Consider the following 13361-nt stretch of genomic DNA (forward strand, 5'->3'; position numbering starts at 1 on the left):
CTGGGTGTGGAGCCCGGGGCGTTGATGCTCCGGGCTCCACTGGTCAGTGCGTCACTGATCGTCTGGCATCGGAACCTGGCCGGTCCGGAGTCGCCAGAGGCGGAGGCGGCAGCTCATCTCCGTCCGTCCGAGCTCATTGGCTGAGGTCGCGTCGTCGTTGATCCCGTCCCGTGCGTTCCGCTTGATGAGGCGTTCAGCGCCGGTCAGCATCCGTGCGTATCGGCAGAGGTAGACGCCGACGGCGGTGCTGGCCGTGGTCAGCGAGATGAACGGGAAACCTTGCCCCGTCGTGTAGCCGACAGCTCCGTCCGCGTCGATCACGCCGCGCAGGTAGTCCCGTCGCGAGAACTCGACGCGTGGCGGCGCGATCTTCTTGGACTTGCGGCCGTACGGCAAGCCGAGCTGATTGATCGTCGTCCTGGCCTCCAAAGAGCACAGCGACCAGGTCGCCGAGTGGTGTTCCTCGACGAAGTTCGTGGCGCGGGTGCGCTCGCTGTTCGGTTGTCAGTGCGAGCCTAGGTAGCGCGTACGGCGATTGGCGTGGCGATACGACGCGTTCACCGATGTGGGTGACGCGCGTTCGGTGATGCTGATGCTCCGAGGCGGGACGCCTACTTTGCGTTCTTGATCGCGAAGATCATCACGAACGCGATGACGTGGATGCCGAAGAGGAAGTACGCCAGGTACCACCACATCAGCTTCTCGTTCTTGGTTTCCTGGGCCAGGCGCTTCTGTTCGGCCGACGCCTCTTCGGGCTCCGGCATCACAGTTCCCTGTGGACCTTCGTGTTGGAGGCCTGGGCGCGGGGGCGGACCACCAGGAGGTCGATGTTGACGTGGGGCGGGCGGGTGACCGCCCAGGTGATCGTGTCCGCCACGTCGTCCGCCGTCAGCGGGGCCGCCACGCCCGCGTAGACCTTCGCCGCCTTCTCGGTGTCGCCGCCGAAGCGGGTCGTGGCGAACTCCTCCGTCTTGACCATGCCGGGGGCGACCTCGACGACGCGGACCGGGGTGCCGACGATCTCCAGGCGGAGGGTCTCGGCGAGTACGTGCTCGGCGTGCTTGGCGGCCACGTACCCGCCGCCGCCCTCGTATGTGCCGTGGCCCGCCGTGGAGGAGAGGACCACGACCGTGCCGTCGCCGCTCGCGGTGAGGGCGGGGAGCAGGGCCTGGGTCACGTTCAGCGTGCCGATGACGTTCGTCTCGTACATCTGGCGCCAGTCGGCCGGGTCGCCGGTGGCGATGGTGTCGGCGCCGAGCGCGCCGCCCGCGTTGTTGACCAGGACCGCGACCTTGCGGAAGGCGGTCGCGAACTCGTCCACGGCCGCGCGGTCGGTGATGTCGAGGACGTACGCCATCGCGTCCTGGCCCGCCGCCGTGATCTCGGCGGCGAGGGCCTCGATGCGGTCCTTGCGGCGGGCGGTGAGGACGACGCGGTAGCCGGCGGCCGCCAGCTGCCGGGCGGTGGCGGCGCCGATGCCGCTGCTCGCGCCGGTGACGATCGCGATGCGGGAGGCGGGCACGGCGTTCGCGGCGGCGGTCATGGCTGCTCCTTGGGCGTACGTACGTTCCTGTCTGGTCCGTCGCCAAGGATAGGCGGGGCCGACCGCACGCTCGGCGTCCTCTCGGCGCGTACATGGGCGGTACCCCGTCGGTTCTCTGCGTCGTACGATTTCTGTCCGACGCAGGTTTCTGGCTGGAGCCGGAGCTGGAGGAAGGTGGTCGGTGTGGGCGGGAAGGCGAAGGGCGCCGGGGTGCGGCGCGAGGGGCTGATGGGCGAGCTGTCCGTCGCCTCCCGGCGTTACATGGCCTCGTACGCCCTCTTCAATCAGGCCGTCGCCGATCATCTGAAGCTGCACCCCACCGATCTGCAGTGCGTGAACCTGCTGAGTCTGGAGGAAGGGCCCGTCACCACGGGCCGCATCGCCGAGCTGACCGGCCTGACGACCGGTTCGGCGACGCGGCTCGTCGACCGTCTGGAGAAGGCGGGCTATGTCGTGCGCGAGCGGGACGCCGTCGACCGGCGCAGGGTGCTGGTGTCGACGGTGCCGGAGAAGGTGGCGGAGTTCGGGCGGATGTGGGACCGGCTGGGCGGCGGCTGGTTCGAGCTCTTCGAGCGGTACGACGACGATGAGCTGGCCCTGCTGATCGGCCATATGCGGCGTACGCAGGAGTTCAGCGCGGCGCAGGTGGCGCGGTTGCGGGCCGGGGAGCTGGACGCGCCCTAGCCGCGCTTCTTCGGGACTGCGGGCCCGGTCCCTTCTACGGTCGGACCATGACCGACACCTCAGTGAGCAAGAGCCGGGGCGGCGACAGGATCAGTGATCTGCTCGCCGTCGCCGTCGAGCGCGCCGTCCCCGTCGTCCGTGGGATCCCGGACGAGGCCCTCGCCGCGCCCACGCCTTGTGCCGAGTACGACGTGAAGGCCCTGGTCAATCACCTGCTCCAGGTGATCGTGCAGTTCCAGGAGCTGGCCGCCAAGCGGGACTCCGACTTCGGGCAGACCCCTGATTACGTGGGGGAGGGCCCCGCGTGGCGTGAGCGCTTCGTGGACGAGGCGGGGAAGCTGGTCGCGGCCTGGTCCGCGCCCGGCGCCGACGAGGGCACCACGGGCGCGATGGACATGCCGGCGCGGACGGTCGGCAGCATGGCGTTGCTCGACCTCACCGTGCACGCGTGGGATCTGGCCCGCGCGACGGGGCAGCGGTATGAGCCCTTCCCGGACGGCAGCGGCGTACTGGAGACGCTGCGTGAGGCGGTCGCGGGTCTGGCGCCGACGGCCCGGAGGATGGGTGTCTTCGAAGAGCCGGTGGCGGCTTCGGAGGGCGCGTCGGAGCTGGAGCTGCTGCTGTCCGAGACGGGCCGTGACCCGCGCTGGACGCCTTCCGGGGTCTGACGGGCAGGGCCTGGCCGCGTGCCCCGGGAATACCCCTCGGCGGGCCACTGTTCCGAAGATGTAGTTGAACAGTCAACAATGTGGAGAGTGAGTCAGCCATGCAGTCCGGATCCGGCATGCAGTTCGGGATCTTCAGCGTCGGCGACGTGACGCCGGACCCCACCACGGGCCGCACCCCCACCGAGCACGAGCGCATCAAGGCCATGGTCGCGATCGCGCTGAAGGCGGAGGAGGTCGGGCTCGACGTCTTCGCGACCGGCGAGCACCACAACCCGCCGTTCGTCCCCTCCTCGCCCACCACGATGCTCGGCTACATCGCCGCCCGCACCGAGAACCTGATCCTCTCCACCTCCACCACCCTCATCACCACGAACGACCCGGTGAAGATCGCCGAGGACTTCGCGATGCTCCAGCACCTGGCGGGTGGCCGGGCCGACGTGATGATGGGGCGCGGCAACACCGGCCCGGTCTATCCGTGGTTCGGCAAGGACATCCGTCAGGGCATCAACCTCGCCGTCGAGAACTACGCCCTCCTGCACCGCCTGTGGCGCGAGGACGTGGTCACCTGGGAGGGCAAGTTCCGTACGCCGCTCCAGTCGTTCACGTCGACGCCCCGCCCGCTGGACGGTGTCGCGCCGTTCGTCTGGCACGGCTCGATCCGCTCCCCGGAGATCGCCGAGCAGGCGGCGTACTACGGAGACGGCTTCTTCCACAACAACATCTTCTGGCCGCAGGAGCACACCAAGAAGATGGTCGAGCTGTACCGCGACCGGTACGCGCACTACGGACACGGCACTCCGGAGCAGGCGATCGTCGGGCTCGGCGGCCAGGTGTTCATGCGGAAGAACTCCCAGGACGCGGTGAAGGAGTTCCGCCCGTACTTCGACAACGCACCGGTCTACGGACACGGTCCATCGCTGGAGGAGTTCACGTCCCAGACCCCGCTGACCGTCGGCTCCCCGCAGGAGGTCATCGAGCGGACGCTGTCCTTCCGGGACACCGTCGGCGACTACCAGCGCCAGCTGTTCCTGATGGACCACGCGGGCCTGCCCCTCAAGACGGTCCTGGAGCAGCTGGACATCCTCGGCGAGGAGGTCGTACCGGTGCTGCGCGAGGAGTTCGCGAAGAACCGCCCGGCGGACGTCCCGCACGCCCCGACGCACGCGGCCCGGGTGACGGCCGCGCAGAACCAGAGCTTGGAGGCCACCGCATGAAGCTCACAGTCGTCTCCGCGGGCCTGAGCGTCCCGTCCTCGACGCGCCTCCTGGCCGACCGTCTCGCGGCGGCCACGGCCCGGCACGCGGACGTGGAGATCGAGATCGTCGAACTCCGCGACCTGGCCGTCGAGATCGCGCACAACTACGTCACCGGATTCCCCGGCCCGGCGCTGAGCGCGGCGGCGGACGCGGTGAAGGGCGCGGACGGCCTGATCGTCGTCACGCCGGTCTTCTCCGCCTCGTACAGCGGTCTGTTCAAGTCGTTCTTCGACGTACTGACCGTCATGGACAAGGACGCGCTCGCCGGTACGCCGGTGCTGCTCGCCGCGACGGGCGGCACCGCCCGCCATTCGCTGGTCCTGGAACACGCGCTGCGCCCGCTGTTCGCCTACCTGCGGGCCATGACCGTACCGACGGCCGTGTACGCGGCGTCCGAGGACTGGGGCGCGGACGGCCTGGACGAGCGCGTGGAGCGGGCCGGCAAGGAACTGGCCGGAATCATGCGCCCGGCAGCGGTCGAGGAGGACGAACTGATCCCCTTCGAGCGGCAGTTGGCGGCGCTGCGGCCGGAGTAGGCCGGTGAAGCGCCGGGGACGCGGGGCTCAGGGCCAGACCAGGCAGTACGCCTGATGCCCCGCGTCATGCAGGCGGTGGCTGAAGTCCTGCCATTCGTGCAGGAGTTGGTAGACGTTGAACGCGTCGCGCGGGCCGCCGCGGTCGGGGACCGTGGACCAGATGAAGGCTGCGGCTCCCACCGACTCCTCGCCGATGCCGCGCAGCGGGTCGACGACCGTCATGGGGAGTTTCACCACGGCGTAGTCGGGGTGCAGGACGACCAGTTCCAGCGGGGGGACCTTGTGCAGGGGTATGCCCTCGATGCCGGTCAGGACCATCGCGGCCACCGTCTCCGGCTTGATCTTCGTGAACATGCCGCCCATGCCGAGCTCGTCGCCGCCGAGCTCCTCGGGGCGCATGGAGATGGGCACACGAGCCGCCGTCGCGCCGTCCGGGGCGCCGAAATATTTGTACGTCACCCCGCCCACCCGGCCACTCCTGGTTGCCGCCCGGTCATGCTCGGTCTCGCCCGGTCCGGGCTGTCGTGGTGGCTGCGTCTCGGCCGCTTCCGCCTCGCGCCGGTGCCTGCCGATCCGCCGGGCACGCCGGGGGCCCAGGTCGTCGGTCCCCTCGCCCAGTCCGCCACCGCGATGCATATCTCCACCCGACTGCTTTTCCAGGGCGCCCCGCCCCTGCATTTCTAGGCCTCGCGGCCCCCGCCACGCAACCCGATCATCGTGTCAGTGACCTCCCCCACGGTCACTCGCTAAAACGTGGAGTGAAACACCTGTCCGCAGGATGTCCGAAGGCTCTGACACCATGGTTCATGTGAGCTTCCCGTATAGCGCCCCAGTTTCGCAGACTCTCTTCGACCGTGCGGCGGCCGTGACGCCCGGCGGTGTGAACTCTCCCGTGCGCGCGTTCCGCGCTGTGGGTGGTACGCCCCGCTTCATGGTGTCCGGTACCGGTCCGTACCTGACGGATGCCGACGGCCGGGAGTACGTCGACCTCGTGTGTTCGTGGGGTCCGATGATCCTCGGCCACTCCCACCCCGATGTGATCGCCGCCGTCCAGGAGGCCGTCGCGCGCGGCACGTCGTTCGGTACGCCCGGCGAGGGCGAGGTCGCGCTCGCCGAGGAGATCGTCGCCCGGATCGAGCCGGTCGAGCAGGTGCGCCTCGTGTCCAGCGGGACCGAGGCGACCATGTCGGCCATCCGGCTGGCCCGCGGTTTCACCGGCCGCGCCAAGGTGATCAAGTTCGCCGGGTGCTATCACGGGCACGTGGACGCGCTGCTGGCCGCCGCCGGTTCGGGCGTGGCGACCTTCGGGCTTCCCGACACCCCGGGCGTCACCGGCGCCCAGGCGGGCGACACGATCGTCGTTCCGTACAACGACCTGGAGGCCGTCCGCGCCGCGTTCGCGGCGAACGCCGGTGAGATCGCCTGCGTGATCACCGAGGCCTCGCCGGGCAACATGGGCGTCGTGCCGCCGCTGCCGGGCTTCAACCAGGGCCTCGCGGACCTGTGCCGGGAGAACGGCGCGCTGTACATCTCGGACGAGGTGATGACCGGCTTCCGTACGTCGAAGGCGGGCTGGTTCGGCGTCGACGGTGTGCGGCCCGACCTGATGACCTTCGGCAAGGTCATGGGCGGCGGCTTCCCGGCCGCCGCTTTCGGTGGCCGCGCCGACGTCATGGCGCACCTCGCGCCGGTCGGGCCGGTCTACCAGGCGGGCACCCTGTCCGGTAACCCGATCGCGACGGCCGCGGGCCTGGCGCAGCTGCGCCTCCTGGACGACGCGGCGTACGCGAAGGTGGACGCCGTCTCCGAGGAGCTGCGCGGACTGGTGACGGCGTCGCTCGCCAAGGAGGGCGTCGCGCACCGGCTGCAGAACGCGTCGAACATGTTCTCCGTGTTCTTCACCGAAGGCGAGGTGCGCAACTACGACGACGCGAAGGCGCAGGAGTCGTTCCGCTTCACCGCCTTCTTCCACTCGATGCTGTCGCAGGGCGTGTATCTGCCGCCCTCCGCCTTCGAGTCCTGGTTCGTGTCCACCGCCCATGACGAGCGGGCGATCGAGCGGATCGCCGCCGCCCTGCCGGGTGCCGCGCGCGCGGCCGCGGAAGCTACGGAGGCCACCGCATGACCGGTTCGGCAGCGGGCGAGGAGTTGACCGTCGTCCACGTGATGCGCCACGGCGAGGTGCACAACCCGGAGGGGATTCTGTACGGGCGGCTGCCCGACTACCACCTCTCCGAGCTGGGGCGGCAGATGGCCGACCGGGTCGCCGAGCATCTCGCGCAGCGCGACATCACGCATGTCGTGGCCTCGCCGCTCGACCGTGCGCAGGAGACGGCGACGCCCATCGCCAAGGTGCACGGCCTGGACCTGGCGACGGACGGCCGGCTCATCGAGGCGGGCAATGTCTTCGAGGGCAAGACCTTCGGCGTCGGCGACGGCGCGCTGAAGAACCCGGAGAACTGGAAGCACCTGGTCAATCCCTTCAAGCCGTCCTGGGGCGAGCCGTACGTCGAGCAGGTCGTGCGGATGATGGGTGCGCTGGACGCCGCGAAGGACGCGGCGCGCGGGCATGAGGCCGTGTGCGTCAGCCATCAGCTGCCGATCTGGATCGTGCGCAGCTTTGTGGAGAAGCGGCGGCTTTGGCATGACCCGCGTAAGCGGCAGTGCACGCTGGCTTCGCTGACCACGTTCACGTACCGCGGCGACAAGATCGTTTCCGTGGGGTACACGGAGCCTGCCCGGGACTTGGTCCCGGCGCATTTGCTGGCGGGTGCCAAGCCGGTGAAGGGAAAGGCGAAGGCCTTCGGGGCGTAGAGCCGCATATGGAACAGCCCCGCGCCCCTTACGGGGCGCGGTTGTCCACGCCGGGTAATCACTCGGCGACTGAATGTCCGATCTCGGTAAAAGGCACTCAATATGTGCCACTTGTCGGAACCCCTGTGTTTGTTGAGCCCTCTAACGAGTCGTCCGTCCTGCATGACCGGCAGGGGCGGGCGACGGCGCGACGAACAGGGGAATGGGAATGCGCGACTTCAGTCGCAGGGGAATGCTGGGCCTCGGAGCCGGTGCCGCGGCCGCGTTGGGGATCGCGGGCTGCGGTACGGGTGGTGGCGGCAGCGAGAGTCACTCCGCGGGGCCCGCGAAGGACGGCAAGGGCGACGGGGCCAAGCGTCCGGCGAAGCCGATCGGGGACGGTTCGACGGCGTACACCGGGCAGCAGCCGCGTCAGCCCGCGAAGCCGGTGCCGCTGGAGCCGGGGCAGACGCCGCCGCAGTTCGTCGTGTTCTCCTGGGACGGGGCCGGCGAGGTCGGCAATGGCCTTTTCCCGCGTTTCCTCAAGCTGGCCGAGGAGCATGACGCGCGGATGACGTTCTTCCTCTCGGGGCTTTATCTGCTGCCCGAGTCGAAGAAGCGGATGTACCGGCCGCCGAACAACGGCGTGGGTGCCTCGGACATCGGTTATCTGACCGACGGGCACATCAAGGAGACCCTCAAGTACGTGCGTCAGGCCTGGCTGGAGGGCCATGAGATCGGCACGCACTTCAACGGGCACTTCTGCGCCGGCACCGGCTCGGTGGCCAACTGGACGTCCGCGCAGTGGCAGAGCGAGATCGACCAGGCCGTCTCCTTCGTCAAGGAATGGCGGACCAACACCGGCTGGAGCGATCTGCCGCCGCTGCCCTTCGACTACGACAAGGAACTCGTCGGCGGCCGCACCCCCTGCCTCCTCGGCCAGGACAATCTGCTGCCGACGGCGAAGAAGCTCGGCTGGCGCTACGACGCCTCGTCGCCCGGCGGCCGGCAGCGCTGGCCCGAGAAGAAGCTGGGGATCTGGGACCTGCCGCTGCAGGCCATGCCGTTCCCCGGGCACTCCTTCGAGGTCCTGTCGATGGACTACAACATCCTCGCCAACCAGTCGCAGAACTCCACGAAGGCGCCCTCCCACAACTACCCGGGCTGGCGCAAGCAGGCCACCGAGGCCTACATCAAGGGCTTCGAGCGGGCCTACGACACCAACCGCGCCCCGTTCTTCGTCGGCAACCACTTCGAGGAATGGAACGGCGGCATCTACATGGACGCCGTCGAAGCGGCCCTCAAGCACATCGCGGGCAAGAAGGACGTACGCCTCGTCTCCTTCCGGCAGTTCGTCGACTGGCTCGACGTCCAGGACCCGAAGGTCCTCGCCGACCTCCAGGGCCTTGAGGTCGGGCAGCGGCCCGCAGGTGGCTGGAAGGGGCTGGGAAAGGCCGCCTGAAATGGGACTTTCCGCAACCGCGGGGGGTGCGGAAGATCCCCGAAACAGACATGCGAAACTTTTCACATGAGTGCCGCCTGCCGCGCCCCCCACCGCATGAACCGCAGCCGTAGTCGCAGCCGCAGCCGCGCCGCCCTGCTGGGCGCTGGGGCCGCGGTCGCGGCGCTGACGCTCTCGGCGTGCGGCTCCGGCGGCACGTCGGGCGGCTCGGGCAACACGAACTTCATCACCGGCAAGGACGGCATCTCCACCGTCGACAAGGGCGACCGCAAGGACGGCCCGGAGATCGACGGCAAGACCCTGGAGGGCAAGGAGCTCAGCCTCGACGACTACAAGGGCAAGGTCGTCGTCCTCAACGTCTGGGGCTCCTGGTGCCCGCCCTGCCGGGCCGAGGCGCCGAACTTCGTGAAGGTCGCCGAGGACACCAAGGACCAGGGCGTCCAGTTCGTCGGGATCAACACCCGCGACAACGACAAGGGTCCCGCGCTCGCGTTCGAGGAGAACTACAAGGTTCCCTACCCGAGCCTGCACGACCCGATGGGCAAGCTGATGCTGCGCTTCCCCAAGGGCACGCTGAACCCGAACTACATTCCCTCCACGATCGTGCTCGACCGGGACGGGAAGGTCGCCGCGCGCTCGCAGCAGCCGCTGAACGAGAAGAAGCTGCGCAAGATGATCGACCCGCTGATCGCGGAGAAGTGATCTCCCCGTGATGCCCGTGATGTCCACCCTCGCCGCGGTCGGCGAACCCAACCAGACCGTCATGAACGGGGCCCTGCTGCTGGCCCTGCCGGTCGCCCTGCTCGGCGGCCTCGTCTCCTTCTTCTCGCCGTGCGTCCTGCCGCTGGTGCCGGGCTATCTGTCGTATGTCACCGGGGTCGGCGGCACGGATCTCGCGGACGCCAGGCGGGGGCGGATGGCCGCGGGGGCCGGGCTCTTCGTGCTCGGCTTCACCGCCGTGTTCGTCTCCACCGGCGCGCTCTTCGGCTACGCCGGACAGAACCTTCAGGACTATCAGGACGTCATCACCAAGATCCTCGGCGCCGTGATGATCCTGCTCGGCATCTTCTTCATGGGGCTCATGCCGTGGCTGTCCCAGCGGGAGTTCCGCTTCCACAAGAAGCCCGCCGCCGGGCTCGCGGGCGCCCCGGTGCTCGGCGCGCTGTTCGCCGTCGGCTGGGCGCCCTGCGTCGGGCCGACGCTCACCTCCGTCAACACCCTGGCCCTGGACCAGGCGAGCGCGGGGCGCGGGGCCATACTGAGCGTCGCGTACTGCCTGGGGCTCGGGGTGCCGTTCATCCTCGCGGCCGTCGCCTTCCGCAAGGCGCTCGGCGCCTTCAGCTGGGTGAAGAAGCACTACGTCTGGGTGATGCGCATCGGCGGCATCATGATGATCGCGACCGGCCTGCTGCTCGTCACCGGCGTCTGGGACGGCATCGTGCAGCAGATGCAGGTCTGGTCCAACGGCTACACGGTGGGGATCTGATCCATGAGCAAGACCGAAGCCCCGGAAGAGTCCACGGGCGAGACCGAGGCCCCGGAAGAGTCCACGGGCAAGACCGAGGCGCCTGAGGAGCAGAGCGATCTGGGCGCCGCCGGCTCCCAGCTGTCGACCGCGCCGGTCGACCGGGCGATGCCCGGCTCCTTCGGCGGAAGCCGCGCCCCTGGCGTCACCGGCTGGCTCCGCTGGACCGGCCGCGAGATCGTCGGCTGGGTGCGGTGGATGTGGCGCCAGCTGACCTCGATGCGGGTCGCGCTGCTGCTGCTCCTGCTGCTCTCGCTCGGCGCGATCCCCGGTTCGCTGATCCCGCAGACCAGCATCGACGAGCTGAAGGTCGCGGACTTCAAGAAGACCCACACGACGCTCGGGCCGATCTACGAGAAGCTCCAGCTGTTCGACGTCTACAGCTCCGTGTGGTTCTCGGCGATCTACATCCTGCTGTTCGTCTCCCTCATCGGCTGCATCGTGCCCCGCACCTGGCAGTTCATCGGCCAGCTCCGCGGCCGCCCGCCGGGCGCGCCCAAGCGGCTCGACCGACTGCCCGCGTACACCACCTGGCGCACCGAGGCCGAGCCCGAGCAGGTCCACGAGGCGGCGCTCACGCTGCTGAAGGGGCGCCGCTTCCGGGTGCACACCACGGACGGCCAGGGCGCGTCCGGCGCCTCGGTCGCCGCGGAGAAGGGCTATCTGCGGGAGGCGGGCAACCTCTTCTTCCACATCTCGCTGATCGTGCTCCTGATCGCCTTCGCGGTCGGCGCGCTGTTCAAGTCCGAGGGCGGCAAGCTCGTCGTCCAGGGCGACGGGTTCTCCAACACTCTCACCCAGTACGACAACTTCAAGTCCGGCAGCCTCTTCGACACCGAGGAGCTGGCGCCGTTCAGCTTCCGCCTCGACAGCTTCGAGTCGTCCTTCGAGCGGAAGGGCCCCGAGAAGGGGACGGCCCGCACCTACCGGGCGAACGTCACCTACAGCGAGGGTGTCGACGGTCCGGAGAAGAAGAAGGCGATCGAGGTCAACAAGCCGCTCGAGGTCGACGGCTCGAAGGTCTACCTCATCGGCCAGGGCTACGCCCCGACCGTCACCGTCCGCGACGGCAAGGGCAAGGTCGTCTACAAGGCGTCCGTGCCGCTGCTTCCGATCGACTCGAACGGCACGGCCACCGGCGCGATCAAGGTGCTCGACGGCTACCGCGACAAGAACGGGAAGAAGGAGCAGCTCGGCTTCAACGCCTTCTTCGTGCCGACGTTCGCGGGCTCCGGCCAGGGCAACATGTTCTCCCAGTTCCCGGCGCTCGACTATCCCGTGCTCGCGCTGTCCGCGTACCACGGAAGCCTCGGTGTGGACTCGGGTCTGCCGCAGAACGTGTACCAGCTCGACACCAGCAAGATGACGAAGTTCGAGGACTCCAAGGGCGAGCTGCTGAAGCAGCGGATCCGGCCCGGCGAGACCATGAAGCTGCCGAACGGCGCGGGCTCGATCACCTTCGAGAAGGACATCAAGCGCTGGGCCACCTTCCAGATCTCGCAGCAGCCCGGCAGCATGTGGGCGCTGATCGGCGCGGTGTGCGCCATCGTGGGGCTCGCCGGCTCGCTGTTCATCCAGCGCCGCCGCGTGTGGGTGCGGGCCGTGCCGGGCGCCGACGGTGTCACCGTCGTCGAGATGGCCGGGCTCGGCCGCAGCGAGTCCGCGAAGCTGCCCGAAGAACTGGCCGATCTGGCCGCGAACCTTCATGAGCAGGCGCCCAGCGCGCCCGACCCTGACCATGCAGACCCCACCCCCGATGTTGTTCCTGCCGAAGGGGCTGAGAAGTGAATCTCGCCACCACCCTCGCCGCTGAACCGAACGAGAACCTCGCACAGATCAGCAATGTGCTGATCTACTCCGCGATGGCCGTCTACCTCCTGGCGTTCTTCGCGCACATGGCGGAGTGGATCTTCGGCAGCCGCAGCAAGGTCGGCCGCACGGCCGCCGCGCTCACCCCCAAGACCGAGGCCGCCGCTGCCAAGGCGCCCGCGGTCACCGTCAACGCCAAGGGCGGCACCGCCGTCCTCGACCGGCCGAAGCCGGCCCCCAAGGTCGTCACCCGCTCCGCGAGCGGATCCCGTGATGTGCCGGACGGTCCCGGTGCCGCGGCAGGTGACGAGAAGGGGGACCTCTACGGCCGTATCGCCGTGTCCCTCACCGTGCTCGGCTTTCTCGTCGAGTTCGGCGGTGTGCTGACGCGTGCGCTGTCGGTGCAGCGGGCCCCCTGGGGCAATATGTACGAGTTCAACATCACCTTCTCCACGATGGCCGTCGGTGTGTACCTCGCACTGCTCGTGCTGAAGAAGAACGTGGGCTGGCTCGGGCTTCCGCTGATCACCACGGTCCTCCTCGATCTCGGTCTCGCCGTCACTGTCTTGTACACCGCCAGCGACCAGTTGGTTCCCGCCCTTCACTCGTACTGGTTGTGGATCCACGTCTCCACGGCGATCTTCTGCGGTGCGGTGTTCTACGTCGGCGCGGTCTCGACGATCCTGTACCTCTTCCGCGACTCGTACGAGAACAAGCTGGCGGGCGGCGGAACGCCGGGGCGCTTCGCCACCTCCGTCCTGGAGCGGCTGCCCGCGGCGGCCTCGCTCGACAAGTTCACCTACCGCGTGAACGCCGCGGTCTTCCCGCTGTGGACGTTCACGATCATCGCGGGCGCGATCTGGGCGGGCGACGCGTGGGGCCGCTACTGGGGCTGGGACCCCAAGGAGGTCTGGTCCTTCATCACCTGGGTCGCCTACGCCTGCTACCTGCACGCGCGAGCGACGGCGGGATGGAAGGGCCGCAAGGCCGCCTACCTGGCCCTGATCGCCTTCGGCTGCTGGCTGTTCAACTACTACGGCGTGAACATCTTCGTCACCGGCAAGCACTCGTACGCGGGCGTCTGA

General features: G+C 68.9%; 14 protein-coding genes and 1 pseudogene. 11 read left to right on the plus strand and 4 right to left on the minus strand.

Annotated elements, in window-relative coordinates:
• Window positions 1-51 precede the first annotated feature (51 nt).
• From ACIBKX_RS39155 to ACIBKX_RS39165, 3 genes and pseudogenes are all read right to left on the minus strand, one after another.
• Window positions 52-495: pseudogene (locus ACIBKX_RS39155) on the minus strand (hypothetical protein); the annotation flags it as partial.
• 116 nt (window positions 496-611) lie between these two features.
• Window positions 612-764, minus strand: coding sequence for a hypothetical protein (locus tag ACIBKX_RS39160; RefSeq protein WP_363277969.1), 153 nt, complete (start codon window positions 762-764; stop codon window positions 612-614).
• Window positions 764-1543 (minus strand): SDR family oxidoreductase, encoded by a 780-nt coding sequence (locus tag ACIBKX_RS39165; protein WP_363277970.1) that lies wholly within the window; start codon window positions 1541-1543, stop codon window positions 764-766. The genes ACIBKX_RS39160 and ACIBKX_RS39165 overlap by 1 nt, the downstream gene beginning before the upstream one ends.
• Window positions 1544-1771: 228 nt before the next feature.
• Here ACIBKX_RS39165 and ACIBKX_RS39170 point away from each other — a divergent pair, with 228 nt between their 5' ends.
• From ACIBKX_RS39170 to ACIBKX_RS39185, 4 genes are all read left to right on the plus strand, one after another.
• Window positions 1772-2227, plus strand: a complete 456-nt coding sequence (locus ACIBKX_RS39170) for a MarR family transcriptional regulator (protein WP_363277976.1) — start codon at window positions 1772-1774, stop codon at window positions 2225-2227.
• Window positions 2228-2274: 47 nt separating this feature from the next.
• Complete coding sequence (locus tag ACIBKX_RS39175) at window positions 2275-2895, plus strand: TIGR03086 family metal-binding protein (protein ID WP_363277971.1); 621 nt, start codon at window positions 2275-2277, stop codon at window positions 2893-2895.
• Between the two features lie 116 nt (window positions 2896-3011).
• Window positions 3012-4109, plus strand: coding sequence for an LLM class flavin-dependent oxidoreductase (locus ACIBKX_RS39180; RefSeq protein ID WP_363277977.1), 1098 nt, complete (start codon window positions 3012-3014; stop codon window positions 4107-4109).
• Window positions 4106-4687: an FMN reductase gene (locus ACIBKX_RS39185; RefSeq protein WP_363277972.1), complete on the plus strand. Its 582-nt coding sequence runs from the start codon at window positions 4106-4108 to the stop codon at window positions 4685-4687. Before ACIBKX_RS39180 ends, ACIBKX_RS39185 begins: the two co-directional genes overlap by 4 nt.
• A gap of 27 nt (window positions 4688-4714) precedes the next feature.
• On the opposite strand, the gene ACIBKX_RS39190 is transcribed toward ACIBKX_RS39185, so the two are convergent.
• The gene (locus ACIBKX_RS39190) at window positions 4715-5323 is read right to left on the minus strand and encodes a hypothetical protein (RefSeq protein WP_363277973.1); all 609 of its coding nucleotides are present in this window, start codon (window positions 5321-5323) and stop codon (window positions 4715-4717) included.
• Between the two features lie 163 nt (window positions 5324-5486).
• Between ACIBKX_RS39190 and hemL the strand changes: the two genes are divergently transcribed.
• From hemL to ccsB, 7 genes are all read left to right on the plus strand, one after another.
• Window positions 5487-6812 carry a glutamate-1-semialdehyde 2,1-aminomutase gene (hemL, locus tag ACIBKX_RS39195; protein WP_363277974.1) on the plus strand — a complete coding sequence of 442 codons (1326 nt, stop codon included), beginning with the start codon at window positions 5487-5489 and terminating at the stop codon, window positions 6810-6812.
• Entirely contained in the window at window positions 6809-7501 is a 693-nt protein-coding gene (locus ACIBKX_RS39200; protein ID WP_363277975.1) for a histidine phosphatase family protein, read from the plus strand. The genes hemL and ACIBKX_RS39200 overlap by 4 nt, the downstream gene beginning before the upstream one ends.
• Window positions 7502-7709: 208 nt before the next feature.
• Window positions 7710-8942: a hypothetical protein gene (locus ACIBKX_RS39205; RefSeq protein WP_399377231.1), complete on the plus strand. Its 1233-nt coding sequence runs from the start codon at window positions 7710-7712 to the stop codon at window positions 8940-8942.
• A gap of 66 nt (window positions 8943-9008) precedes the next feature.
• Window positions 9009-9644: a TlpA disulfide reductase family protein gene (locus ACIBKX_RS39210; protein ID WP_363277832.1), complete on the plus strand. Its 636-nt coding sequence runs from the start codon at window positions 9009-9011 to the stop codon at window positions 9642-9644.
• A 19-nt stretch (window positions 9645-9663) separates the two neighbouring features.
• On the plus strand, window positions 9664-10428 hold the full coding sequence (locus tag ACIBKX_RS39215; RefSeq protein ID WP_363277857.1) for a cytochrome c biogenesis protein CcdA: 765 nt from the start codon (window positions 9664-9666) through the stop codon (window positions 10426-10428).
• Window positions 10429-10431: 3 nt separating this feature from the next.
• Complete coding sequence (locus tag ACIBKX_RS39220) at window positions 10432-12255, plus strand: cytochrome c biogenesis protein ResB (protein ID WP_363277833.1); 1824 nt, start codon at window positions 10432-10434, stop codon at window positions 12253-12255.
• Window positions 12252-13361, plus strand: coding sequence for a c-type cytochrome biogenesis protein CcsB (gene ccsB, locus ACIBKX_RS39225; RefSeq protein WP_363277834.1), 1110 nt, complete (start codon window positions 12252-12254; stop codon window positions 13359-13361). Before ACIBKX_RS39220 ends, ccsB begins: the two co-directional genes overlap by 4 nt.

The sequence above is a fragment of the Streptomyces sp. NPDC050658 genome, from assembly GCF_044457025.1.
In the GTDB taxonomy this organism is placed as follows: domain Bacteria; phylum Actinomycetota; class Actinomycetes; order Streptomycetales; family Streptomycetaceae; genus Streptomyces.

What these genes read in the sequence shown, in the direction of transcription:
- ACIBKX_RS39185 (WP_363277972.1), top strand. Translation starts at nt 4,106, where the DNA reads ATGAAGCTCACAGTCGTCTCCGCGGGCCTGAGCGTCCCGTCCTCGACG.
- ACIBKX_RS39180 (WP_363277977.1), top strand. Translation starts at nt 3,012, where the DNA reads ATGCAGTTCGGGATCTTCAGCGTCGGCGACGTGACGCCGGACCCCACC.
- ACIBKX_RS39165 (WP_363277970.1), bottom strand. Translation starts at nt 1,543, where the DNA reads ATGACCGCCGCCGCGAACGCCGTGCCCGCCTCCCGCATCGCGATCGTC.
- ACIBKX_RS39200 (WP_363277975.1), top strand. Translation starts at nt 6,809, where the DNA reads ATGACCGGTTCGGCAGCGGGCGAGGAGTTGACCGTCGTCCACGTGATG.
- ACIBKX_RS39210 (WP_363277832.1), top strand. Translation starts at nt 9,009, where the DNA reads ATGAGTGCCGCCTGCCGCGCCCCCCACCGCATGAACCGCAGCCGTAGT.
- hemL (WP_363277974.1), top strand. Translation starts at nt 5,487, where the DNA reads ATGGTTCATGTGAGCTTCCCGTATAGCGCCCCAGTTTCGCAGACTCTC.
- ACIBKX_RS39170 (WP_363277976.1), top strand. Translation starts at nt 1,772, where the DNA reads ATGGGCGAGCTGTCCGTCGCCTCCCGGCGTTACATGGCCTCGTACGCC.
- ACIBKX_RS39215 (WP_363277857.1), top strand. Translation starts at nt 9,664, where the DNA reads ATGTCCACCCTCGCCGCGGTCGGCGAACCCAACCAGACCGTCATGAAC.
- ACIBKX_RS39205 (WP_399377231.1), top strand. Translation starts at nt 7,710, where the DNA reads ATGCGCGACTTCAGTCGCAGGGGAATGCTGGGCCTCGGAGCCGGTGCC.
- ACIBKX_RS39160 (WP_363277969.1), bottom strand. Translation starts at nt 764, where the DNA reads ATGCCGGAGCCCGAAGAGGCGTCGGCCGAACAGAAGCGCCTGGCCCAG.
- ACIBKX_RS39220 (WP_363277833.1), top strand. Translation starts at nt 10,432, where the DNA reads ATGAGCAAGACCGAAGCCCCGGAAGAGTCCACGGGCGAGACCGAGGCC.
- ACIBKX_RS39175 (WP_363277971.1), top strand. Translation starts at nt 2,275, where the DNA reads ATGACCGACACCTCAGTGAGCAAGAGCCGGGGCGGCGACAGGATCAGT.
- ACIBKX_RS39190 (WP_363277973.1), bottom strand. Translation starts at nt 5,323, where the DNA reads ATGCATCGCGGTGGCGGACTGGGCGAGGGGACCGACGACCTGGGCCCC.